This is a genomic window from Streptomyces griseofuscus, from assembly GCF_014673495.1.
Classification (GTDB): domain Bacteria; phylum Actinomycetota; class Actinomycetes; order Streptomycetales; family Streptomycetaceae; genus Streptomyces; species Streptomyces murinus.
Map to the genome: position 1 here is coordinate 3,227,780 of NZ_CP051006.1, position 22,827 is coordinate 3,250,606.

The following is a 22,827-nucleotide window of genomic DNA, read 5'->3' on the forward strand; positions in this document are numbered from 1 at the left end:
GGTGGACATCTGGAGGTCTCCTTCAACGGGGTGGTGCTGTTGGTTCAGGGGGCGGCGCGAGCCGACGCTCACTCGGGTGCTCCGGTGGGCGCGTGGGCGGAGGCCCGGGTGAGGGTGCGGCCGGCGTGCAGCAGCAGGGCCAGGGCGGCGGTGCCGCAGGCGAGAGCCGGTACGGCGGGCTCGCCCAGGGTGTCCGTGAGGGTCCGGACGGGCAGCGCGAGCAGATGGCAGTGGGGCAGCCGCCCGGCGAGCGGCAGCGCGAGGGCCACCGCCTCGGTGACCGCGGCGGCGCCGAGGACCAGGGCGGGGGCGCGCCGGTGCCGGTGCGCGATGAGCAGGCGGGCGAGCAGGAGCAGGGCGCCGAGGGTGAGCGCCTGCGGGAGGGCCGCGGGTTCGCCGAGGACCCTTCCGCACACCAGGAGGAGCGCGGCGAGCGCGCCGAGGAACAGGGCGAAGGTGCCGAGCAGCAGGGGGCGCGCGGCGGCCGTGAAGTCTTCGAGTCCCCGGCTGCCGGCGAGTCTGCGCCGGGCGCCCGCGGCGAGGAGGTGCGCGCACCAGGCCGCCGGCGCGAGGGCCAGGGTGAGGGCCAGCGCGGGCGCGGTGGCGGTGGGCCATTCGCCGCCGGGTGCGCCGTCGGGCAGCGTGTCGGGGCCGCCGGTGAGCACGTCGTGCAGCAGGCCGTCGCCGAACAGCGCGTATCCGAGCAGCCAGAGGGTCCATGCGAGGAGGGAGCCCTGCCAGGGGCGGGGACGGCGGGGTCCGGTGCGTACGGCCAGGGGGCCGGTGCGCAGCGCCGCGCGGGTCGCGAGGGCTATGACGACGATCCCGGCCGCGGCGACGAGCAGCCGCGGCTGGCCGTGGGTGGCCCGCGTCCCGGCCGCGGTGGCCGCAGCGGCGATCCCGGGCAGCAGGCTCGACAGCGCCCACGCCGCCCTGATCCGGGGCACGGGCAGGGCCGGCTTCGGCTCCGCACGGGACTCCCCGGTCCGTGGCACACGCGCGTACAGCTCCTCGGCCAGCGAGAAGACGTCCCGGTGCCGAAACCGCGCCGCCGTCCGATCGGTGATCCCCTGCGCCTCCAGCCCGGCCGCGATCTCCAGGGCGTCGACGGCCTGCTCACACAGGTCACGGTGCCGGTGGAGCAACGCCTTGACGGGGTCACCGGAGGGACGGCGGGGGGCGGCTCTGCGATCGGGGACGGGCATCGGGGCCGGTGGCCGACTCGCGGGCGCGGGCGCCTCGTTGACAGGGGGCACGGATGTACGAGGCCCACTGGCACGCGACTTGGAGAGAACCACCCCGGAACCGGAGGGCCCGGGCACGGAGCGGGAGCCGATCGAGACGTCCGGCCAGCTCAAGGGGGCCTCACCCGCGCGCGGGGAGGCGTTGACAGAACTCGACAGGTTGGCAGGTGAGTTGGCGGGGAGCACTCCGGCACCAGGAACGGAGGACATGCCCTCCGAGGCGTCCGGTCGGCTCCCGGACGCCGCGCCCGAACTCGGCTCAGCAGCAGGCGAATGCACGGGCGCCGAGGCCACCGAAGTGTGCGGCCAACTCGCGACGGCGACGCCCGCGCACAGACCCCCATCCGGGGAGTCTGCGGCCGAACCCGGCTCGTCAGCGAGGACGTTGACGGAGAGCGCCCCAGGGTCGGGCACGGCAGGCAAGCCCTCCGAGGCACCCGGCCAACTCACGGAAGCCTCGCCGCCATGCGGCCCCTCGACGGAGACGGCCCGACTCGCCCCGCCCCCAGCACCAACCCCGGTCGAGGTCCACTCTCCCGCCTCCGGCCCGGAACCCGCCCCTGTCGAAGTCCACTCACCCGGCCCCGAACCCGTCCTGGTCGAGGCCCACTCTCCTGGGCCCGGTCCCGACCCGGTCGACGGCCTCTCCCCCGGTCCCGAAGCCGGCCCCGTCCCCGTCCCCCACGGCACCCCGCCACTCGGCATTCTCGGTGTGTCGCTCATCGGGCGGGCTCCGTGGTCGGGAGGGCCCAGGTGGGGGTGGCGGGCCAGTGGGCGGGGACGTGGGATTCGGCGGGGGCGGCGAAGGGCAGCGGTGCGCCGGACGCGTCGAGGAGGTCGCGGCGGACCGGGCAGTGCGAGACGATCTCCAGGTAAATGCCGTGAAACGCCGCGACGTTCTGCTCCACGGTGAACAGCTCCAGCGCCCGGGCACGCGCGGCCGCACCGAGCCGCGCACGGCGCTCGGGGTCGCGCAGCAGCGCCACACACGCATCGGCGAGCGCCCGCGGATTGCGCGGGGGCACGACCAGTCCCGTACCGCCGATCACCTCGACCACCGCGCCCGCGTCCGTCGACACGGTCGCCCGGCCGCAGAACATGGCCTCGATGAGCCCGGTCGGGAACCCCTCCACCACGCTGGAGAGCACGACGACGGCACCGGAGGCGTACACCTCGGGCAGCGTGGGGGCGTCCGGGCTGCCGATCTCGTCGAAGGAGACCGGGTTGCAGCCGACCGCGTGCGCCCCCTCCGCCTCGTCCGGAAAGAGCTGGGCCGCGAGCGCCCGGCAGTGCCCGAGGTACGCCGTGCCCTCGGGTCCGTCCGGCGAACCGACGATGCGCAGCCGGGCCCCGGGCTCCTGTCTGCGTACCTGCGCGAAGGCGTGCAGCAGGGAGACGAGGTCCTTGGCGGGCTCGACGCGCCCGACCCAGACCAAGGTGTCCGGGTCCGCGCGGTCCGGTGCCTCGCCGGCCTCGGTGAAGCCGTCGGCCGCCATGCCCGGGTACACCGTGCGGATCCTGGCCCGGTCCGCCCCGCACCGCTCCTGCCAGCGGCGGGCGTGCGCGTTGCCCGGGGTGAGGATCTCGGCGCGCCGGTAGATCTCGGTGGCGAGCCGCCCGTGGAACGCGGCGAGCAGGGCCCGTACCGCGGGCGCCGCCCCGGGCCCTTGGCCCAGGTAGTGGGCGCGCAGATGGACGCCGTACTCGGTGACCAGCAGCGGCACCCCGCGGAAGTGCCGGGCGAGCAGCCCGGGGAGGGCGGCGGGGCCGCCGGACGTGGCGTGGCAGAGATCGGCCGCGCCGAGCGCGTCCTCGCCGTACCAGTCGAGGGAGAGGGGGCGCAGGGCGCGTTCGAGGTGACCGGTGACGGTGAGCAGATCGGCCACGCGCGCCTCGCGCGCCATGCGCGGCGCACCGGGCGCGCGGCAGGCGCGCTCCAGGGTGCGGACGCCGAGGTCCGAGCGGAGCGCCGCGCCGAGTCCGCCCTCCTCGCGGGCGAGTTCGGCGAGCCCGTACAGGGCGTTGGCGAAACGGTCCGCCACGGCGCCGGAGGCGCTGCCGTCCGCCGCCGCGCACACCGCGCCGGCCAGTTCGCCGTAGTGCTCGGTGAAGCGCCGGCGCGCGCGCCGTCCGTACCCGACCGCCCCGCCGTCGCCCTCGGCCGTCCACAGCGGTGCCGTACGGACCCGGGTCACCTGGGGCGGCAGCGGGAGCAGGCCCTGTTCCTCCTGGTGCCTGCTGCGGCTGAGCGCGTAGAGGTCGAACTCGTGCTGCCCGAGCCCGCGCACCAGCCGGTCGCACCAGAGGCCGGCGTCACCGCTCGCATACGGATAGCCGCCTTCTGTCAGCAGTCCCGTGCGCACGCGTGCACCCCCGATCTTCCTTCTGGTCGGCCGCCGTTGGTCCCGGCGGCTCACAGCGGGACGAACGTAAGCGGACAAGAGGGTGGCGCGACGGACGGTTGTCCGTCGCGCCACCAAAAGGGGTGAACACGCGTAACTTTCTCGTGCGGGCCGCGTTCTGTCGCGCTAGGCGTTCACGCGGGTACGGGGCGTCACGCCGGGCGCACTGTCCCGCGCCCGGTCAGACGGCCGCCGGCGCGCGGCGTGCGGCCCGGCGCCGGGCCGCCAGCTCCGGGTCGAGGGCGGGTACGGCGGCCAGCAACTGCCGGGTGTACTCCTCGCGCGGGCTGTCGTAGACCTCGTCGGCGGGGCCGTACTCGACCAGCCGGCCCCGGCGCATCACCGCGAGCCGGTCGCTGACCTGGCGGACGACGGCCAGGTCGTGCGCGATGAAGACCAGCGCGAGACCCAGTTCCCGCTGCAACTCGCCGAGCAGGGCGACCACTTGGGCCTGGGTGGTGACATCGAGCGCGGAGACGGGCTCGTCGCAGACGATGACGCGCGGGTCGGCGGCCAGCGCGCGGGCGATGCCGATGCGCTGGCGCTGGCCCCCGCTGAACTCGTGCGGGTAGCGGTCGTAGTGCGCCCCTTCGAGCCCCACGCGCTCCAGCAGTTCCGTCACCCGCCCCCTGATCCGCTCCTCGGCCCCCGCGCCCTTCTCGCCACGGGCGCGCAGCGGGTCGGCGATGGACTCGCCCACGCTGCGGCGGGGGTTGAGGGAGGAGACGGGGTCCTGGAAGACCATCTGGACGGCCGGGTTCACCCCGGTGTGCGGCTCGCCCGCGTAGCGGATCCGGCCCGCGGTGGGGTCCAGGAGGCCGACCAGCATCCGGCCGAGGGTGGTCTTGCCGCTGCCGCTCTCGCCGACGACGCCGAGGGTCTCGCCCCTGCGCACGGTCAGCGAGACATCGTCCACGGCCGCGAACGCCCGCTTGCCGCGCCCGAATTCGCGCCGCAGTCCGGTGGCTTCCAGGACCACCTCGCCGGTGGCCGGGGAGCCGGTGCTGCGGGCGTCCACGCGCGGGACGGCGTCGAGGAGTTCGCGGGTGTACGACTCCCGGGGCGCCGCGAGGACCGTCCCGACCGGACCGTGCTCGACGGCCCGGCCGTGCCGCATGACCAGCACCTCCTCGACGCTCTCCGCGGCCACGCCCACGTCATGGGTGACCAGCAGCAGGCCCATGCCGGTCTCCGTACGCAGGCTGTGCAGCAGGTCGAGGATCTGGGCCTGCACGGTGACGTCGAGCGCGGTGGTGGGCTCGTCGGCGATCAGCAGCTCGGGTTCGCAGGCCAGCGCCATGGCGATGAGCGCGCGCTGGCGCATGCCGCCGCTGAACTCGTGCGGGCGTGAGCGGGCGCGCCGGGCGGCGTCCGGGATGCCCACCCGGTCCAGGACCTCGACGGCACGCGCGCGGGCGGCACGGCGTCCGGCGCGGGTGTGCACCCGGTACACCTCGGCGATCTGGTCGCCGACGGCGTAGTAGGGGTCGAGCGAGGACAGCGGGTCCTGGAAGACCATGGCGGCCTTGGCGCCGCGCAGCCGCCGCAGCTCCTGCTCGGTGGCCGCCCGGACATCGGTGCCGGCGACGCGTACGGTGCCGCCGACCCGGGCGCCGGTGCCGCGGTGCAGGCCCAGCAGGGCGCCCGCGACCGTGGACTTGCCGGAGCCGGACTCGCCGACCAGGGCCAGCGCGCCGCCCTCGGCCAGGCTGAAGGAGAGCCGGTCGACGGCCCGCAGCGCGCCGAACTCGACGCTCAGGTCGGTTACTTCCACCAGGCTCATGCGAGCACCACCCGTCGGTCGGCCACCGCGTACAGCACGTCCGCGACGGCGTTGGCGAGCACCACGAAGAACGCGATGACGAGGACCATGCCGACGACCACCGGCAGGTCGACGACCTTCACCGCGTGCACCAGTTCCTGGCCGATGCCGGGCAGCCCGAACAGGGTCTCGGTGAGGACGGCGCCGCCGACGGCGGAGCCGACGTTGTTGGCGTTGAGCGCGATGACCGGGGCGAACGCGCCGCGCAGCGCGTGCCGTCCGACGATGGCCCGCTCGCCGACGCCGTACGCCCTGAAGGTCCTCACATGGTCCTCGGCGAGGGTCTCCAGCATCGCGGCGCGGGTCAGCCGGGCGAAGGTCGCCGCCTCGATCAGGGCCAGCGACAGCCAGGGCAGCAGCAGGTTCCAGGCCCACTGCTCGGGGTCGTCGGTGAAGGCGACGTACTCCGGGAAGGGCAGCAGCTGGAGTTCGCCGCAGACGACGATCATCAGCACCAGGCCGATGACGAACACCGGCGTGGCGGTGCCCGCGAGGGTGATCGCGGTGAGCACCCGCTCCGAGAGGCGGCCGCGCCGCCAGGCGGAGAGGACGCCGGTGCCGACGCCGAGGGCGAGCCACAGGACCATGCCGCCGAGGACCAGCGAGAGGCTGACCGGCAGCTTGCCCAGGATGATGTCCAGGACCTGCTGTCCGGTCTGGTACGACTGCCCGAGGCAGGGCGCCGCGCAGTGCTCCAGGGAGGTGCCGGTGGAGAAGTCCTGGCCGGCGAAGAGGCCCTGGAGGAAGTGCCAGTAGCGCACGTAGAGGGGGTCGCCGAGGTGCAGTTGTTCGGCGACCTGGTGCACCTGGGCGGGCGAGCAGCGCGGGCCGCAGGTGATCTGGGCGACGTTGCCGGGGGTGACGTAGAAGACGACGTAGACGATGACCGAGATGGCGAGCAGGGTGATGACCGTGCCCACGGCCCGGCGCAGCAGGAATCCGCCGAAGCCGCTCATGCGGTCGCCTCCTTCTTGGTCGCGTCCGCGTCCGTCGCCGTGGCCCCGGCCGCGGCTGTGGCTGTGGCTGCGTCCTTGTCCTTGCGGCCGGTGCCGATCCGCAGCCGGGAGGCGGCGCGCGGGTCGAGGGCGGTGCGCACGCCGTCGCCGAACACGGTGAGGGCGAGGACGGTGACGAACAGGGCGCCGGCCGGCAGCAGCAGGTACTGCGGGGCGGCCTGGTACCAGACGTCGGCGGCGGTGAGCATCTGTCCCCAGGAGGGCGTGGGCGGCTTGACGCCGACGCCGAGGAAGGACAGGGCCGCCTCCACCGAGATGTTCATGGGCACGAGGAGCGCCGCGTAGGTGATGACGGGCGCGGCGAGTCCGGGCAGCAGCTCCCGGCGGGCGATCCGCCAGGTCTTCCAGCCGCTGAGCCGGGCCGCCGAGACGTAGTCGAGGCCCTTCATGGACAGGGTCTGGGCGCGCACGATCTTCGCGATGCTGCCCCAGGCGATCAGGCCGATGACGAGGGTGACCAGGACGGGTCGCGGGAAGCTCGCCGGGACGACCGCCAGCAGCGCCAACGACATGATCATCAGCGGCATGGCGACGATGATGTCCGTGATCCGGCTCAACAGTTGATCAACCCATTGATTGCCGAGCGCGGCCGCCACGCCGACGGCCACGCCGATGGCGACCTGGATGACGGTGGCGGCCAGGGCGACGCCGAGCGAGACCCGGGCGCCGTAGACCAGGCGCGCGAACAGGTCGCGGCCGGTCTGGGGTTCGACGCCCAGCCAGTGTTCAGCGCCGATGCCGCCGAGGGAGCCGACCGGCACCCCGCCGCGCGCGGAGTCGATCAGGGACGGGTGGTAGGTGAAGGGGTCCTGGCCCTCCAGTGCGGTGAGCAGCGGCGCGGCGAGCGCGACCAGGACGAGCAGCGCGACGACGGCCGCGGCGACCAGGGCGGCGCGCTGCGCCCGCAGCCGCCGCCAGAACCGGCGGGCCCCCGGGGCCGCCGGGACGGAGGCGTCCGTCCCGGCGGCCGGGGTGGCGAGGGGTGACTCGGTCACGGCGTCACTTCACCGCGACCTGGGAGATGTCCAGCACGCCGGTCCAGTCGCTGATGACGACATTGCGGATGTCCTGGCCGACCAGGCGCTTGTAGACGGGGTGGAACAGCGGCACCACGAGGGCCTTGCCGCCGATCTTCCGGTCCAGGGCGCCCCAGCGTTTGGCGGCCGCGTCGAGGTCGGTCAACTTGTTGATCGAGTCAATCTCGTCATTGACCGACTTGTCGTTCAGCCGGCTCGCGTTGAAGTTCGCGCCGTCCTTGACGATCTGCCGGCCGTCGAAGATCGGGGCGAGGAAGGGACCGCCGGAGGGCCAGTCGGCACCCCAGCCGGCGAGGAAGAAGCCGGGCTCGGTCTTCACGCTGTGGACGGTGTCCCGGTAGTCGTTGTCCTCCAGACCCTGGAGCTTGACCGTGATCCCGGCCTTCTTCAGGGCGTCCTGGAGGGCGGTGGCGATCTCCGGGCTGGTCGCGAAGTCCTTGGCGTTGGAGTGCGTCAGGGTGACGGTGAGCCCGTTCGGGTAACCGGCCTGCGCCAGCAGCTCCTTGGCCTTCGCCGGGTTGCCGGACGCACCCGCCGGGAACGGGTCGTACGGCGTGTACCCGAAGGACTTCTGGTTCGGCAGGAAGGTCGTGGCGGGCTCGGCGAGCGCGCTGCCGCCGGCCGCGTTGACCACCGAGGAGCGGTCGACGGCGTAGGCGATGGCCTCGCGCACCTTGGGGTTGTCGAACGGCTTCACGGTCGGGTTGAACGCGATGTAGTTCGTGTAGCCGAAGTGGCCGGTGCCCACGCGCGCGGCCAGCTCCTTGTCGCCGGTCACCTTGGCGAGCTCGGCCGGGCCGAGGTTGGTGTCCGTGGTGACGGCGGCGGCGTCCGCGCCCTGGGAGGCGGACAGCCGCTGGTCGATCACCGAGGAGTCGAGGCCGGAGCGCACATCGATGGTGTCCGGGTACGCCTTGCGCTGGTCGTCGGTGGCCGCCGACCAGTTCGGGTTGCGCTTGAGCAGCACATGCTCGCCGTCGTTCTCGTTCTTGACGACCTGGTAGGGGCCGGACGAGACCGGGTGCTCCTCGTACTTGGTGCCGGTGTCCTTGGCCTTGGGCACCGGCGCGAACTGCGTCTGGGTGGCCAGGAACGGGAACTCGCCCTCGGGCTTGTTCAGATGGAAGACGATGGTCCGCTCGTCCGGCGTCTCGATCGCCGACAGGCCCTTCTTGTCCTTGTACGGCCCCTGGTAGTTTGCCGCGCCGGTCAGCCAGTCGCGCAGGTAGGGGGCGCCGCCGGAGAGCTCGGGGGCGAAGGAGCGCTCGATGCCGTACTTGATGTCGGCCGAGGTGATCGGGGTGCCGTCCTCGTACTTCAGGCCCTTCTTCAGGGTGTACGTCCACACGGTCGCGTCCTTGTTGGGACGCCCGGTGTCGGTGGCGAGGTCCGGCACCACCTTGGCGCCGGCCGCGCCGTTCGCCCGGTTGCGCGTGGTCAGCGTGCGGAAGACCAGCGAGGGGACGTTTCCGCCGCCGGAGGTGTACAGCCGCGCGGGGTCGAAATCGGTCTGCGGCTCGGAGTTCAGGACCGTGAGCGTGCCGCCCTTGTGGGGCGTCGAGTCGCCACCGGAGCCCTTCGCACCGCTGTCCTTCGGACCGCAGGCGGCTGCGCCCGCGGCCACGACCAGGCTGACGGATGCCGCTGCCACGCGGCGCGCTATGACGGACGGTTGACGCATCGGAATGACGACCTCTCGGGGGCTGTTTCGAGGTTTTCTCGAAGAGTGAGACAAAGAGACGAGGAGTGAGACGTCCCTGGACAGACGTCGGCCCCGGCGTCGGGTCGTCGAAAAATCCGCGACCGGGGTCACGGACGGAGAAGGAAAGAAAGGTCGCGACGCGAACGCCAGGGGGCGGCGTCAGCGACAGTGGATGTCGGCCACGCAGAGCGCGGTCACGCCGATCAGCGCCAGCTCGATGGCGGCGCTGAAGGAGACGGCATGACTAGACCACATGCGCAGAAATATGAACGAACTTGCGGCTCATGTCAATGTGACATAAGCGCAGGTTGTCAACTCCTGGGATAGGGCCAGGCGTTGGGCAGACAGTGGATCCCGTCATGGTCGAGGAACTTGGTCTGCTGCTGCATGACCGGCGCCAGTTCGCCGCTCTTCTCGCAGGTGACGTGGTTGTGGCCGAGCCGATGACCGACTTCATGGTTGATCAACATTTGCCGGTACATATGGATCTTGTCGCCATATGTCTTGCTTCCTTGAGCCCACCGGTACGCATTGATCATCACGCGCTGGGTGGCGGCCGAGTCGCAGGAGACGTTGTCCTCGGTGGTGTCCAGGCCGGATTTCGCGCACCAGGTGGCGGTGGTGCCGGGGCTGGCCAGGGTGATCACGAAGTCGGGTTTGCCGGAGGAGATCCGCTCGAAGGTACGGGTGCCGCCGTGCCCCCAACTGCGGTCGTCGTTCAGCGTCTTCTGCACCGCCTCGGCGAACAGCGCGCCGTCCAGCCCGAGCCCCTGCTCGATGTCGACCCGGTAGCGGTACTTCTGGCCGGTGCCCGGCGCCTTGTCGAAGCCGGGGACGGTGTCGAACTTCCCGGACGCCTTGAGGGTGGCGCCCAGCGGATATGTGCGGTCCATCTTCTGCTCGTACGTCAACGGCACCGCGCTCGCCCTCGCGGAGGGCCCGGGGTGCGCGTCGGCGCCCTGGTCCGGCGCGGAGTGCCCCGTCCGCGCGTCGTTGTCGCGCCCCTCGGTCACCTGTCCGGCGACGACCACCGCGAGCACGGTGGTGACGGCCGCCGCGGCGATACCGGTGAAGGCCCGCCCCTTGTTGCTGCCGCGCTGCGCGGGCAGTTCCACCTTGTCCGCACCGTCGGCGGGCATCTTCTCGGCCGTCGGCTCCGGCTCCGGCTTCGCCTTGGGCCCCGGCCCCGGTTCCTCGGCCGACCGCTCAGTCGTACGGACGTCTCCGACCTTCCCGCCGCCGTCGAAAGCGTCCAGATAGTCCTGCCGAGGCCCACGCCCGGCGCGCCCGCCAGGACCACCCGGCCCGCCCGGTCCACCCGGCCGCGTGGGTCCCGCCTGCCGCTGCCGGGGCAGTACGACCCCGTGCACACCGGTGCCGGACCCGGTCCGCGCCGGGAACTCCCCCCAGCCGCCCCCGGGTTCGCGCTGCTCGGGATGCCCGCCACGAGCGGCACCCGCGCCGGCGCCACGCGGCACACCGTGCCCGGGCGTGCCGTCGGGGAGCCTCGGGACACCACCGGCGGGCGTGCCGTCGGGCAGCCGCGGAACACCACGGGCCGGTGTGCCCTCGGGCCCGCGTGCGGCACCGCGCCCCGCCGCCCCCTCGGGCCCGCGCGGCGCGCCACGCCCCGCCGCTCCCTCCGGGGATCTCGGGCCACCGTGGCCTGGCGTTCCCTCCGGGGATCTCGGCACACCGTGACCCGGCGTTCCGTCCGGCGGTCCCGGCACCCCGCGGCGCGGCGCCGCCCGCTCACTCATCGCCGCTATCTCCGGACCCTCGTCCTTCGCGACCGGCTTGGCCGGCCCCCGGCGGCTGTGGCGTCCCACGGTGTCCTTCAGCTCCCCGCTTCCGTACCGTCGGCGGCTCCCCGGCCGCCCGTCTCCGTGCTGTCGTCGTCTCTACTGCCGTCACTTCTACTGCCGTCGTCTCTACTGCCGGCAGCCGCGCCACCGCCCCCGGCCTGTGCCATCAGCTCCCGGAAGGCCCGCGCCACCACGCCCGGGTACTCCATCATCGCCACGTGCCCGGCGTCCGGCAGGGACAGCAGCCGGGAGTCGCGGAAGGAGCGGGCGGCCTTGCGGGCCATGCGGTAGCCGACGAGCTGGTCCCGGCCGCCGTAGATCAGCAGGGTCGGCGCGAGCACCCGCTCGGCCTGCCGCCACAGCCCGTGCTGCCCGCCGAGCGTGTACGCGTTGACGATGCCGCGCGCGGAGCGGGCCATCGCGTCCCAGAAGTACGGCAGCTGCAACCGCCGCTCCAGCTCCTCCACGGCCTGCCGGAACGCCTCCGGGGTCACCCGGCCCGGATCGCCGTAACAGAGCCCCATGACCCCGCGCACCCGCTGCTCGGCCGTCCACTCCTTGCTCATCCGGGTGAACAGGGCGGCGATGCCGGGCACGCCGAGCAGTCCGGTCGGCACCGCGGTGCGCTGGATCCGCAGCTCCGGCAGCGCGGGCGAGATCAGTGTGAGGGTGAGCACCAGATCGGGGCGTACGGCGGCCACCCGGGTGGTGACCGCGCCGCCGAGCGAGTTGCCGAAGAGGTGGACGGGACCGTGCCCGGAGGCGTCCAGGTAGCGGATGACGGCCCGCGCGTGCCCGGTGACGGAGTAGTCGCCGTCGTCCGGGGGCGGGGAGTCGCCGAAGCCCGGCAGGTCGATCGCCTCGCCGGCCACGACGCCGTCCAGCTCGGCCATCAGGTCCGACCAGTTCTGCGAGGAGCCGCCGAGCCCGTGCACATACAGGGCGCGCGGCAGGTCCTCGCGCACGGGCGGCCGGTAGCGCACCGACAGGGTGACCCCCGGCAGGCCCACCGTCCGCAGCCGCTCCCCGTCGCCGACCCGGACGGGCGCCACCCTGGGGAGGACACTGGCGGCCGGCGCGGAGGGCGACTCGGTGGAAGACATGCGGGCAATGTTACGAGGTGATCACACCGGGGTTCGTGTGTTCGCCGTCACAGAATGAGCCGTTCCGTGCATGAGCCGTTCCGCGGGGGACAACCGGGGCGCGGACGGACGCGCACGGCATGGCGTCCGAATCGGCCGTCTCCTAGGCTCGTAGCAGAGGGCACCCGCGTGTGGCCCCTGCCGTGCCCAGGGACGTCGTAGGAAGGGAGCCCATCATGGCCCAGGATCCGACCGAGCCCGACACCATCGAGGAACTGGACGAGGAGACGGCCCCCGAGCTGGGCGTCGAGGAACCGGAAGTGGACGCCGTCGAGCAGCAGGCCGATGTCCGGCCCGAGCGCGACGACACTTTGACGGCGGAGAAGAAGGACCGGGCGAACGAGGCCGATCTGCTCGAACAGACGCGCGTGGTCTCGCTCGACGAGGACGACTACCGCTGATCGACCGCGTGACTCGGCTTTCGCCGTCGTCCGGTACATGAAATTCTGCGCTCGCACCGCGCGCACCACGGTTACCGAAAAGTACGATGGCCGCGCGGTCGACACCGCATGTGGACGACATTGGGAGGCGGCGTGACAGCCATCGAGCAGACAGAGGCAGCACGCCCGCGCGGCACCCGGCTGCCGCGCCGAGCCCGACGGAACCAGTTGCTGGGCGCCGCCCAGGAGGTCTTCGTCGCACAGGGCTACCACGCCGCGGCGATGGACGACATCGCCGAGCGGGCCGGCGTCAGCAAGCCGGTGCTCTACCAGCACTTCCCGGGCAAGCTCGACCTCTACCTCGCGCTGCTGGACCAGCACTGCGAGGCGCTGATCCGGTCGGTGCGCGGCGCGCTGGCGTCGACGACCGACAACAAGCAGCGGGTGCGGGCGACCATGGACGCCTACTTCGCCTATGTGGAGGACGACGGCGGCGCCTTCCGGCTGGTCTTCGAGTCGGACCTGACGAACGAGCCCGCCGTGCGCGAGCGCGTCGACAAGGTGACCACCGAGTGCGCCGAGGCGATCTGCGAGGTGATCGCGGAGGACACCGGGCTCTCGCGCGCGGAGTCCATGCTGCTCGCCTCCGGTCTCGGCGGGCTCGCCCAGGTGGTGGCCCGTTCCTGGCTGCACAGCGATCGCAGTGTGCCGCGCGACAACGCGGTGCAGCTCCTCGCCTCGCTCGCCTGGCGCGGCATCGCGGGCTTCCCGCTGCACGGCAACGAGCACCACTGAGTCGCGCCACGGGGTTCATTCCCGGACGGTGTTCGCTGTTGGCGTTCCCGGTCGGCCGCGTGCACGTCCCCTCACCGGGCTAATGTGTGCAGGTACGGCGCGGAAGATCGCGCACTTAACTGACCGTCGGAGGGACAAAGCCGTGGAGGTCAAGATCGGCGTGCAGCACGCGCCCCGCGAGATCGCTCTGGAGAGCGGTCAGAGCGTCGAGGAGGTCGAGCGCCTGGTGTCCGACGCACTCGCCGGGAAGACGCAGCTGCTGACCCTTGAGGACGAGAAGGGCCGCAAGGTCATGGTGCCGACGGACAAGTTGGCGTACGTGGAGCTCGGCGCGCCGACCGTGCGCAAGGTGGGCTTCGGCGCGCTGTAGTCAAGGCCATGGCAAGGGCCCGGCGGCATTCGGCCGCCGGGCCCTTGTGCTGAGCGGATGGCGCCGAGCGGATTCGCACACAGTAACGCCACAACTCCCCCATAGCGGAGGATTGCAATCCGCAGGTCACGGGTAGTACGGGCTACGACCGTTCAAGGCAGACCGGCCGTGGGAGGGACCCCGTCATGATCCTGGAAGCACTCGGCACCGCCGTGCTCGGTCTCCTGCTCGCCTGGGCGGCGACCGTCCGCCTCGCCCACCGCCTCCCGAACCGCCCCCTGGTCTATTCGACCGGCACCGCGGGCGCCCTTCTGGGCGACTTCGTCACCAACAGCGCCCTGGGCTCGGGCTCCGTCGTGGTCCCCGTCCTGGGCGCGGCGATCATCTCGGCGGCATCCCTGTCCCTGCTTCTACGCCCGTCACGCGCGCGCCGCTCCCTGACGGCGTAAGCGGAAGCGCCCCGATGGGGCGCGGGGCTCTGTTCGATATGCGGCTCCGCCGCGTGGGCGCGACAAGCCACAGCGCACCACCACCCGCACCGCCCCCCACGGAGCGCACCGCTTCTCAGGCCGCGAGGCCCAGCGCGGCCATCCGCTTGGTGTGCGCCTCCGTGATCCGCGTGAACATCCGCCCCACCTCGGCCAGATCGAACCCGTCGGCCACCCCGCCGACCAGCATCGTGGACAGCGCGTCCCGGTCCGCCACCACCCGCTGCGACTGCGACAGCGCCTCACCCATCAGCCGCCGCGCCCACAGCGCGAGCCGCCCGCCGACCCGCGGATCGGCGTCGATCGCGGCCCGCACCTTCTCCACCGCGAACTCCGCGTGCCCGGTGTCGTCGAGCACCGCGAGCACCAGTTCCCGGGTGTCGATGTCGAGCCGCGCCGCCACCTCCCGGTAGAAGTCGCTCGCGATCGAGTCGCCGACGTACGCCTTGACCAGGCCCTCCAGCCAGTCCGAGGGCGCCGTCTGCCGGTGGAAGCCGTCCAGTGCGGCGACGAACGGGTCCATCGCGCCCGTCGGGTCCTCGCCGATCTCCGTCAGCCGGTTCCGCAGCCGCTCGAAGTGGTGGAACTCGGCCGACGCCATCTTCGCCAGCTCGGCCTTGTCCCCGAGGGTCGGCGCCAGCTTCGCGTCCTCCGCGAGCCGCTCGAACGCCGCGAGCTCTCCATAGGCGAGCGCCCCGAGCAGATCCACGACGGCGGCGCGGTAGTGCGGCTCGGCGGCGGCCTGCGCCCAGTCCTGCGCGGCGACACCGGTCGGTACGGGGGCGGCGGACGCGTTCTCAGGCTTGTCAGAGCTAGTCATGAGGCGCACAATAGCCCGCTTGGCGCCCCCCTCAAGCCCCCGGTCGATCACTGTGACCACCACTACGTGACCAATTCGGCCATCGCATGTGCGTGGATCCGGGGTATGGTGGTATTGCGCCTGGGAGTGCGTCGACGGTGTTCGACGTGTTCCGACAGGTTGCACGCATGAGGATGCCCGGTCGGTGGCCCGATCGGCTCCGACCCGACAGACCTCCGTGGCCGTACGGCTCAATACGTACGACGACCGGAGGGACACCCTCAGCGGTACGAGCGCTAGAGCGTCGGCCGAGGTCCCCTGTCTACGGCTTGCCTTGACAGGTACGCCTGTACGGCAGCCGACGTCCCCGACAGGTCAGTCATGGCCCCCCGCGCTCGCCTCGCACCGCGCCACACAGAAGAGGCAGCACCCTGACTACGACGTTTCGAGACCTTGGGATCCTCCCCGAGACCGCCGAGGCCCTGGAGGCCGTCGGCATCGTCAACCCCTTCCCCATCCAGGAGATGACGCTTCCCGTCGCCCTTTCCGGCACGGACGTCATCGGCCAGGCCAAGACCGGCACCGGCAAGACGCTGGGCTTCGGCCTCCCCCTCCTGGAGCGCGTGACCGTTCCCGCCGATGTCGAGGCCGGACGCGCCACCACCGACGCCCTCACGGACGCCCCGCAGGCGCTGGTCGTCGTCCCCACCCGCGAGCTGTGCACCCAGGTCACCAACGACCTCCAGACGGCCGGCAAGGTCCGTAATGTGCGCGTGCTGGCGATCTACGGCGGCCGGGCCTACGAGCCCCAGGTCGAGGCCCTGAAGAAGGGCGTCGACGTCGTCGTCGGCACCCCGGGCCGGCTGCTCGACCTCGCGGGCCAGAAGAAGCTCGACCTGAAGCACATCAAGTCCCTCGTCCTCGACGAGGCCGACGAGATGCTCGACCTGGGCTTCCTGCCCGACGTCGAGAAGATCATCGGCATGCTCCCGGCCAGGCGCCAGACCATGCTGTTCTCGGCGACCATGCCGGGCGCGGTCATCGGTCTCGCCCGCCGCTACATGTCCCGGCCCACGCACATCCGCGCCACCGCGCCGGACGACGAGGGCGCGACGGTCGCGAACATCAAGCAGTTCATCTACCGCGGCCACTCCATGGACAAGCCGGAGATGATCGCGCGCATCCTCCAGGCCGAGGGCCGCGGGCTCGCGATGATCTTCTGCCGCACCAAGCGCACGGCCGCCGACATCGCCGAGCAGCTCCAGCGCCGCGGTTTCGCCTCCGGCGCGGTCCACGGCGACCTCGGACAGGGCGCCCGCGAGCAGGCGCTGCGCGCGTTCCGCAACGGCAAGGTCGACGTCCTGGTCTGCACCGATGTCGCCGCGCGCGGTATCGACGTCGAGGGCGTCACCCACGTCATCAACTACCAGTCCCCCGAGGACGAGAAGACGTACCTGCACCGCGTCGGCCGCACCGGCCGCGCGGGCGCCAAGGGTACGGCGATCACGTTCGTGGACTGGGACGACATCCCGCGCTGGCAGCTGATCAACAAGGCGCTGGAGCTGGACTTCAACGACCCGGTGGAGACGTACTCCACGTCCCCGCACCTTTTCTCCGACCTCGGCATCCCCGCGGGCACCAAGGGCGTCCTGCCCCGCTCGGAGCGGACCCGTGCCGGTCTGGACGCGGAGGTGCTGGAGGACCTGGGCGAGACCGGCGGACGCGGCTCCCGTGGCCGCGACCGTGATCGTGGCCGCGACCGTGACCGCGACCGTGGTCGTGGTGGCCGCCAGGACCGCCAGGACCGTACCGAGTCCCCCGCCGCCGAGCAGGAGCGTCCGGCGCGCACCCCGCGCCGTCGCCGTCGCACCCGGGGCGGCGCCCCGATGGACGCGGCCGCGCAGGCACCGGCCACCGAGTCCACGTCCGTGGAGGAGTCGGCGACCCGCACTCCGCGCCGCCGTCGTCGCACCCGGAACGGCGCCCAGGCGCCGGCCGCGGTGACGCCGGTCGTCGAGGTGAGCACCGAGGCGCCGCAGGAGGCGCCCGTGGCCGCCCCGGCCCCCGCCACGGCGGAGGTCGCGGAGGTCGTGGAGAAGCCGCGTCGCCGTCGTACCCGCAAGGCCGCGGAGCCCGTGGCGGCGGAGCCGGTCGAGAGCGCCGTCGTGGAGACCCCGGCGCCGGCCCCGGCCGTCGTCGCGGAGCCCGAGGCGGAGGCCAAGCCGCGCCGCCGTACCCGCAAGGCGGCCGAGCCGGTCGCCGAGGCCGTGGTGGAGACGGTGGAGGAGGCCAAGCCGCGCCGCCGTACCCGCAAGGCCGCCGAGGCTCCCGCTGTCACCGCGGAGGCCGAGGCTGTCGAGGCGGAGCCCAAGGCGCGCCGCACCCGTAAGGCGGCCGTCGCGAAGACGGACGCGGTGGAGACGGACGCGGTCGAGGCCGAGCCCAAGCCGCGGCGCACCCGCAAGACCGCCGCCGCCAAGCCGGAGACCGACGCCCCCGAGGCCGAGGCCAAGCCCCGCCGCACCCGCAAGACGGCTGCCGCAGCCGAGACCGCGACGGACACCGCCGAGGCCCCCGAGGCCAAGCCGCGCCGCACGCGCAAGACCGCCGCCGCCGTCGAGGCGACCGAGGGCACCGAGGCCGCGCCGCGTCGCCGTACGCGCAAGGCCGCGGAGCCGGTCGCCGAGGCCGAGGCTGTCGAGGCGGAGCCCAAGGCGCGCCGCACCCGTAAGGCGGCCGTCGCGAAGACGGACGCGGTGGAGACGGACGCGGTCGAGGCCGAGCCCAAGCCGCGGCGCACCCGCAAGACCGCCGCCGCCAAGCCGGAGACCGAGGCCCCCGAGGCCGAGGCCAAGCCCCGCCGCACCCGCAAGACGGCTGCCGCAGCCGAGACCGCGACGGACACCGCCGAGGCCCCCGAGGCCAAGCCGCGCCGCACGCGCAAGACCGCCGCCGCCGTTGAAACGGCCGACGGGGTCGAGCCGGCCGCTCCGAAGGCGCGGCGGACCCGCAAGGCCGTCGCCGAGACGGCCACCGCGGAGATCCCGGCGCAGGCCACCGGCGAGCCGGAGGCCAAGCCGCGCCGCCGCACCCGCAAGGCGACGGCCTCCGTGGAGGCACCGGAAGCCTGATCCGGCGCCGCCGCGGTCTCTGACGGCCCGGTCCACCTCGGTGGGCCGGGCCGTCGGCATTCCCCCGGCACCCTGCGGCTAACCTCTCCCCCATGAGCAGGCCCGATACCTTCGTACCGCCCCCCGGCGCCCATGCGTACGCGCTGGACACCGCGCGCGGGGAGTTCGCCGTCGTCGACGCTCCGGTGGCCGAGGGGGTCGAGGCGAAGGGGGTCGTCCTGCTGCTGCCCGGGTTCACCGGCAGCAAGGAGGACTTCAACCCGCTGCATGTGCCGCTGGCCGAGCGCGGGTATCGGACCGTGGCCGTGGACGGGCGCGGGCAGTTCGAGTCGGACGGCCCCGAGTACGACGAATCCGCCTACGCGCAGGGCGAGTTGGCGGCGGATGTGCTGGCGCAGGCCGCGGCGCTCGGCGAGCCGGTGCATCTGCTGGGCCACTCCTTCGGCGGCCAGGTCGCCCGCGCCGCCGTCCTGCTGGACCACGCGCCCTTCCGGTCCCTGACCCTGATGGCATCGGGACCGGCGCGGATCTCGGAGTCCCAGCAGGAGCGGGTACGGCTGCTGCGGGACGCGCTGGCCGTGCTGACCATGGCGCAAGTGTGGGACGCGATGCGGGAGATGGACGCGCCCGAGCAGACCGGCACGCCGCAGCCGGGTGACGCCCCGGACGTCCAGGAGGACATGCGGCGCCGCTGGATGGGCACGAAGCCCGCCCAACTCCTCGCCGCCGGGCGCCAGTTGTGCGCGGAGCCGGACCGGGTCGCGGAACTGGCCGCCCTGGCGCTGCCGTGCCATGTCGTGTCGGGCGCGTACGACGACACCTGGCCGGTGCCGCTGCTGGACGACATGGCGATACGGCTCGGCGCGCACCGCACGATCATCGACGGCACCGAGCACTCCCCCAACACCGAGCGCCCGCTGGAGACCGCCACCGCCCTCGCCGACTTCTGGGACGGCTCCGGCGGCGATCGCTAGTACTGCGCCTGCAAGTGGTCCCAGAACCCGTCCCTGAGGGCCCGGCGCAGATCGGCCTGGCCGCGCAGGGAGTACTGGAGCAGGCCCTCGGCCTCGACCAGCAGGTCCTGGTCGACGGAGCCGGGCAGATAGGGGTGGCCCGGCAGCAGCTCGACCAGGGCGTCGCGGCCCCGGGAGGCCAGCCACTTGGCGGCGATCTGGGCGCCGACGAAGCGGACGTCCTCACGGGTGGGCCGGGCCCCGGCGCCGGCCTCGTAGGCGGCGGCCGTGCGCCGGGAGACGTACGGCTTGAAGAACTCCAGGTCCAGGGTGCGCTGGCTGTCGACCTCCCACAGCAGCGGCTCGGCCTGGTTGCGGCCCTCGGGTGCCTCGATGCCCCACAGATGGACGCGGGCGCCGTAGCCCTGGGCGGCCTCGACCGCGGAGACCAGATCCTCGTCGCCGCCGAGCAGGGCCGCGTCGCTGATGGCGCGGTGCCGGGCCAGTGACTCCAGATCCGTGCGGATGAGGGAGTCGACGCCCTTCTGCTGGTTGTTGGCGTTGAGGTTGCCGAGGCGGACCTTGACGTCGGGGAGTTCGGCGATGGACTGCTGCTCGGCGGTGTGGATGCGGCGCCGGGCGCCGTCGTACCAGTAGACGCGCAGCAGCCGGCTGTCCGCGAAGACGGTGCGGGCGCGGTCGATCAGCGCGTCGATCAGGCCCTCGGCGTCGACGTCGAAGGCCCGGCGGTCCTCCGTCCCGGCGACCAGGCGGCCGGCGGCCGCGTACAGATACCCGGCGTCCACGAAGATCGCGTGGGTCGAGGGTGTCTTCGCCACCTCGGCGAGCATGCGTTCGAGCAGCTCATTCGTACGGTCGATGCGGGTGGCGAGATGCGCCAGGTCGTCGTTCATCGCCCCCCATTCTCCTCGCCGTCACAGTGTGAACACAACTGCTCCCGGTCAGTCCCAGGCGATCTCATACGGTCACCGACGACCACCTACCGGTCAGTAGTTAGGCGTTCGAAAAATTTCTTTAGCGTAGGGAATGTTTGTAACACGAGGCACGTTGACTCAGTACGACGCCGGATACACATCCGGCGCGCCAAGTAGTTCTCCGCAGGAGGATGACCAGACGAAGGGAGAAGCCTGTGCGCTTCGAAATCATGCGTCTCGACGAGGTCGACGGCACCACCGTGGACAGCACCGTCGTGGACGCCGCCTCCGTCAACCGGATCGTTCAGCAGGCCGCCGCAGTGGGGCAGCGCCTGTGGATCCGCCCGGCCGAAACCCCGGCCTCGTAACGGGGTTCCCGCTCAAGCCTTCCGGGGGAACCGAGCCGTATACGACGGCGCGGTCCCCCCGGATCACCTGAGCGTCAGCTTCCGTGGATCACCTGGGTGATCCCGTTGATGATCTGCTGCACCGCGATCGCGGAGAGCATCATGCCCGCGAGCCGCGTCACCAGGACCACACCGCCGTCCTTGATGACCCGGATGATCAGCAGCGAGTAGCGCATCACCAGCCACAGCACCACATGGATCGCGAGGATCGCGACCCACACGGATATCTGCGTGCTCACGCTGCCGGCCTTCTGCACGGCCAGGATGACGGACACGATCGCGCCGGGCCCCGCGAGCAGCGGCATGCCGAGCGGCACCAGCGCCACATTGACGTCCTTGGTCGCCTTCGGCTCGTCGTTCTTGCCGGTGAGCAGGTCGAGCGCGATCAGCAGGAGCAGCAGACCGCCCGCGATCATCAGGGCGGGCACGGACACATGCAGATAGTCGAGGATCTGGTGCCCGAGGACGCCGAAGACGGCGATGACCCCGAACGCGACGCAGACGGCCTGGAACGCCATCCGCTTCTGCACCTTCGCCGGCCGTCCCGCGGTCAGGGCGAGGAAGATCGGGGTGATCCCAGGGGGATCCATGATGACAAAAAGGGTCAGGAACAGAGAGCCGAAGACGGCGATGTCGAACATGCGGAAGTACTGGCCTTGCTGAAGAAGAAGAACTGAGGGTGTGAGCGCGCGTCGGCCGCGGAGGCGGCCTCAGGCTCCGCCGGCCCCCGGGACCGGGAACGCGCCGGTCGCCCGGCGGGTGATCTCCCCGTACACCTCGGGGTCGGTGGTGTAGTCGCCGAGCGCGACGGTCTTGCGGCTGCCGTGGTAGTCCGAGGAGCCCGTGACCAGCAGGCCGAGCTCCTTCGCCAGGCCGCGCAGCCGGTCCTTGGCCGCGGCGTCGTGGTCCATGTGGTCGACCTCGATGCCGTCCAGGCCGGCCGCGGCCATCTCGGCGATCGCGGACTCGGGGACGGTGCGGCCCCGCTTGGCGGCGGCCGGGTGCGCGAACACGCAGACCCCGCCCGCGGCCTTGACCAGCCGGATCGCCTCGAAGGGGTCGGTCTCGTGCTTCGGCGCGTAGGCGCGGCCGCCGTCGGCGAGCCACTCCTCGGTGAACGCGTCGCTCACCGTCTTCACCACACCCAGCTCGACCAGCGCGGACGCCACATGCGGGCGCCCCACGGAGCCGCCGGCGGCGATCCGCTCGACCTGCTCCCAGGTGACCGGCACACCCAGCGCGTTCAGCTTGGCGACCATGCCCTTGGCCCGCGGCACCCGGTCGTCCCTGACCAGCTCGCGCTCGGCGAGCAGGGCGGGCTCCTCGGGGTCGAAGAGATAGGCCAGCATGTGCATCGAGATGCCGTCGATACGACAGGACAGCTCGGCGCCGGGGACCAGGGTGAGCCCGGCGGGCAGCGCGGCGACGGCCTCGGCGTGGCCGCGGGTGGTGTCGTGGTCGGTCAGCGCGATGACGTCCAGGCCGGCCGCGGCGGCATGACGCACCAGCTCGGCAGGCCTGTCCGTGCCGTCGGACGCCGTGGAGTGACAGTGCAGATCGATGCGCACGGTGACTCCAGACGGGCCCAGGACGGAAGAGGACACCTCAGGATAACCGGCCGGGACACCCGCTTTGTCACGACCGATCCCGGGGTACGCCCCCTACGCCTCCTAGGGGCGCAGCAGCCGGGGTGACAACGCCCCGCAGGGCGCCAGGTCCAGTTCGGCGCCCGCGTCGCGCAGATCGGTCAGGACCAGTTCGTCGTACATCAGCAGGCCCGCCTGCTCGGGCCACAGCACCGCCCACAGCCACATGCCGAGCGCTTCCCCGGCGAAGACGGCGCGGTCGTCCGGGGTGCGGTAGACGTGCCAGAGGGGGGTGGGGCGGCCGGCGGCGAGCACCTTGACCTGGGGTGGCTTCTCGACGTTCATGTAAGCCCCCGGGTCCGGGCCGTCGATGCCCGCGTAGCGCGCGCCGAGGCCGACGCCCATCTCCTCCGCGACCAGGATCAGCTCCCCGGGGCCGCCGAGCGGGCCGGGCCCCGAGCAGGCGACGGCGGTCGCGCGGCCGCCGCTGCGGTCGTCGCCCGCGTAGGCCACGCCCGTGAAGAGCCAGCCGACCGGCAGCGGCCATGGCATCCACAGCGGGACACGCGTGCGCTTCGCCACCGCGCCGAGGGCCTCGACGCTGGGCGGGATCACGGGCTGTAGCGGAAACACCGCCCCGTGGGCATCGCACTGCCACGTGTCGGCGAAGAGACCGGGAGCCCTGACCCGGCCACCACAGCGCGGGCAACTGGGTTCGCCCCTCATAGAGCTCCACGGTCCTACCCCGGCCCGTCCACGTCAAGGACGATCACCCGTCCGGGCGCCCCGACCAGGCCAAGTAGGTGCATCTTG

General features: G+C 72.6%; 21 protein-coding genes. 7 read left to right on the forward strand and 14 right to left on the reverse strand.

From position 1 onward, the window contains the following. Positions 1-68: 68 nt before the first annotated feature. The 9 genes from HEP81_RS14130 to HEP81_RS14165 all read right to left on the reverse strand — a co-directional run bounded on the left by HEP81_RS14130 (position 69) and on the right by HEP81_RS14165 (position 12,131). Positions 69-1,205, reverse strand: coding sequence for a hypothetical protein (locus HEP81_RS14130; protein ID WP_051850444.1), 1,137 nt, complete (start codon positions 1,203-1,205; stop codon positions 69-71). Positions 1,206-1,963: 758 nt separating this feature from the next. Further along, the gene (locus tag HEP81_RS14135; protein WP_051850443.1) at positions 1,964-3,607 is read right to left on the reverse strand and encodes a DUF3492 domain-containing protein; all 1,644 of its coding nucleotides are present in this window, start codon (positions 3,605-3,607) and stop codon (positions 1,964-1,966) included. 220 nt (positions 3,608-3,827) lie between these two features. After that, positions 3,828-5,429 (reverse strand): dipeptide ABC transporter ATP-binding protein, encoded by a 1,602-nt coding sequence (locus tag HEP81_RS14140; protein WP_037660062.1) that lies wholly within the window; start codon positions 5,427-5,429, stop codon positions 3,828-3,830. Continuing rightward, entirely contained in the window at positions 5,426-6,424 is a 999-nt protein-coding gene (locus tag HEP81_RS14145; protein ID WP_037660061.1) for an ABC transporter permease, read from the reverse strand. Before HEP81_RS14145 ends, HEP81_RS14140 begins: the two co-directional genes overlap by 4 nt. After that, a complete protein-coding gene (locus tag HEP81_RS14150) occupies positions 6,421-7,479 on the reverse strand; it encodes an ABC transporter permease (protein ID WP_037660055.1) in 1,059 nt (352 codons plus the stop codon). The genes HEP81_RS14145 and HEP81_RS14150 overlap by 4 nt, the downstream gene beginning before the upstream one ends. 4 nt (positions 7,480-7,483) lie before the next feature. After that, positions 7,484-9,202, reverse strand: coding sequence for an ABC transporter substrate-binding protein (locus HEP81_RS14155; protein ID WP_037660053.1), 1,719 nt, complete (start codon positions 9,200-9,202; stop codon positions 7,484-7,486). 180 nt (positions 9,203-9,382) lie between these two features. Further along, positions 9,383-9,478 (reverse strand): Ms4533A family Cys-rich leader peptide, encoded by a 96-nt coding sequence (locus tag HEP81_RS42335; RefSeq protein WP_310738795.1) that lies wholly within the window; start codon positions 9,476-9,478, stop codon positions 9,383-9,385. 56 nt (positions 9,479-9,534) lie between these two features. Further along, entirely contained in the window at positions 9,535-11,052 is a 1,518-nt protein-coding gene (locus HEP81_RS14160; RefSeq protein ID WP_078967563.1) for a DUF3152 domain-containing protein, read from the reverse strand. Between the two features lie 8 nt (positions 11,053-11,060). Next, positions 11,061-12,131, reverse strand: coding sequence for an alpha/beta fold hydrolase (locus HEP81_RS14165; protein ID WP_051850442.1), 1,071 nt, complete (start codon positions 12,129-12,131; stop codon positions 11,061-11,063). A gap of 215 nt (positions 12,132-12,346) precedes the next feature. Between HEP81_RS14165 and HEP81_RS14170 the strand changes: the two genes are divergently transcribed. From HEP81_RS14170 to HEP81_RS14185, 4 genes are all read left to right on the forward strand, one after another. After that, positions 12,347-12,571: a hypothetical protein gene (locus tag HEP81_RS14170; RefSeq protein ID WP_037660050.1), complete on the forward strand. Its 225-nt coding sequence runs from the start codon at positions 12,347-12,349 to the stop codon at positions 12,569-12,571. 132 nt (positions 12,572-12,703) lie between these two features. Beyond that, entirely contained in the window at positions 12,704-13,345 is a 642-nt protein-coding gene (locus tag HEP81_RS14175; protein ID WP_037660049.1) for a TetR/AcrR family transcriptional regulator, read from the forward strand. Positions 13,346-13,487: 142 nt separating this feature from the next. Further along, complete coding sequence (locus HEP81_RS14180) at positions 13,488-13,715, forward strand: DUF3107 domain-containing protein (protein ID WP_037660048.1); 228 nt, start codon at positions 13,488-13,490, stop codon at positions 13,713-13,715. Between the two features lie 185 nt (positions 13,716-13,900). Beyond that, positions 13,901-14,164, forward strand: coding sequence for a hypothetical protein (locus HEP81_RS14185; protein WP_037660046.1), 264 nt, complete (start codon positions 13,901-13,903; stop codon positions 14,162-14,164). 115 nt (positions 14,165-14,279) lie between these two features. Here HEP81_RS14185 and HEP81_RS14190 read toward each other — a convergent pair whose 3' ends face one another. Beyond that, the gene (locus HEP81_RS14190) at positions 14,280-15,023 is read right to left on the reverse strand and encodes a ferritin-like fold-containing protein (RefSeq protein WP_172624620.1); all 744 of its coding nucleotides are present in this window, start codon (positions 15,021-15,023) and stop codon (positions 14,280-14,282) included. 503 nt (positions 15,024-15,526) lie between these two features. On the opposite strand from HEP81_RS14190, the gene HEP81_RS14195 reads away from it, so the two are divergent. Further along, positions 15,527-18,133 (forward strand): DEAD/DEAH box helicase, encoded by a 2,607-nt coding sequence (locus HEP81_RS14195; RefSeq protein ID WP_190275995.1) that lies wholly within the window; start codon positions 15,527-15,529, stop codon positions 18,131-18,133. 92 nt (positions 18,134-18,225) lie between these two features. Further along, positions 18,226-19,107, forward strand: a complete 882-nt coding sequence (locus tag HEP81_RS14200) for an alpha/beta fold hydrolase (protein ID WP_078967562.1) — start codon at positions 18,226-18,228, stop codon at positions 19,105-19,107. Here HEP81_RS14200 and HEP81_RS14205 read toward each other — a convergent pair. After that, a complete protein-coding gene (locus tag HEP81_RS14205) occupies positions 19,104-20,000 on the reverse strand; it encodes an NYN domain-containing protein (protein WP_037660039.1) in 897 nt (298 codons plus the stop codon). The two genes, HEP81_RS14200 and HEP81_RS14205, sit on opposite strands and share 4 nt — an antisense overlap. A 236-nt stretch (positions 20,001-20,236) precedes the next feature. On the opposite strand from HEP81_RS14205, the gene HEP81_RS14210 reads away from it, so the two are divergent. Next, a complete protein-coding gene (locus HEP81_RS14210) occupies positions 20,237-20,389 on the forward strand; it encodes a hypothetical protein (protein WP_086805833.1) in 153 nt (50 codons plus the stop codon). A 74-nt stretch (positions 20,390-20,463) separates the two neighbouring features. Here HEP81_RS14210 and HEP81_RS14215 read toward each other — a convergent pair whose 3' ends face one another. The 3 genes from HEP81_RS14215 to HEP81_RS14225 all read right to left on the reverse strand — a co-directional run bounded on the left by HEP81_RS14215 (position 20,464) and on the right by HEP81_RS14225 (position 22,740). Further along, positions 20,464-21,069 (reverse strand): MarC family protein, encoded by a 606-nt coding sequence (locus HEP81_RS14215; protein WP_037660037.1) that lies wholly within the window; start codon positions 21,067-21,069, stop codon positions 20,464-20,466. Between the two features lie 69 nt (positions 21,070-21,138). Further along, positions 21,139-21,996 (reverse strand): PHP domain-containing protein, encoded by an 858-nt coding sequence (locus HEP81_RS14220; protein WP_037660034.1) that lies wholly within the window; start codon positions 21,994-21,996, stop codon positions 21,139-21,141. Between the two features lie 102 nt (positions 21,997-22,098). Next, the gene (locus tag HEP81_RS14225; RefSeq protein WP_037660031.1) at positions 22,099-22,740 is read right to left on the reverse strand and encodes a DUF6758 family protein; all 642 of its coding nucleotides are present in this window, start codon (positions 22,738-22,740) and stop codon (positions 22,099-22,101) included. Positions 22,741-22,827 lie beyond the last annotated feature (87 nt).

Coding starts and splice junctions, on each gene's coding strand:
- HEP81_RS14130 (WP_051850444.1), bottom strand. CDS start 1,205: ATGCCCGTCCCCGATCGCAGAGCCGCCCCCCGCCGTCCCTCCGGTGAC.
- HEP81_RS14140 (WP_037660062.1), bottom strand. CDS start 5,429: ATGAGCCTGGTGGAAGTAACCGACCTGAGCGTCGAGTTCGGCGCGCTG.
- HEP81_RS14145 (WP_037660061.1), bottom strand. CDS start 6,424: ATGAGCGGCTTCGGCGGATTCCTGCTGCGCCGGGCCGTGGGCACGGTC.
- HEP81_RS14155 (WP_037660053.1), bottom strand. CDS start 9,202: ATGCGTCAACCGTCCGTCATAGCGCGCCGCGTGGCAGCGGCATCCGTC.
- HEP81_RS42335 (WP_310738795.1), bottom strand. CDS start 9,478: ATGTGGTCTAGTCATGCCGTCTCCTTCAGCGCCGCCATCGAGCTGGCG.
- HEP81_RS14165 (WP_051850442.1), bottom strand. CDS start 12,131: ATGTCTTCCACCGAGTCGCCCTCCGCGCCGGCCGCCAGTGTCCTCCCC.
- HEP81_RS14170 (WP_037660050.1), top strand. CDS start 12,347: ATGGCCCAGGATCCGACCGAGCCCGACACCATCGAGGAACTGGACGAG.
- HEP81_RS14185 (WP_037660046.1), top strand. CDS start 13,901: ATGATCCTGGAAGCACTCGGCACCGCCGTGCTCGGTCTCCTGCTCGCC.
- HEP81_RS14190 (WP_172624620.1), bottom strand. CDS start 15,023: ATGACTAGCTCTGACAAGCCTGAGAACGCGTCCGCCGCCCCCGTACCG.
- HEP81_RS14195 (WP_190275995.1), top strand. CDS start 15,527: ATGACGCTTCCCGTCGCCCTTTCCGGCACGGACGTCATCGGCCAGGCC.
- HEP81_RS14200 (WP_078967562.1), top strand. CDS start 18,226: ATGAGCAGGCCCGATACCTTCGTACCGCCCCCCGGCGCCCATGCGTAC.
- HEP81_RS14205 (WP_037660039.1), bottom strand. CDS start 20,000: ATGAACGACGACCTGGCGCATCTCGCCACCCGCATCGACCGTACGAAT.
- HEP81_RS14215 (WP_037660037.1), bottom strand. CDS start 21,069: ATGTTCGACATCGCCGTCTTCGGCTCTCTGTTCCTGACCCTTTTTGTC.
- HEP81_RS14225 (WP_037660031.1), bottom strand. CDS start 22,740: ATGAGGGGCGAACCCAGTTGCCCGCGCTGTGGTGGCCGGGTCAGGGCT.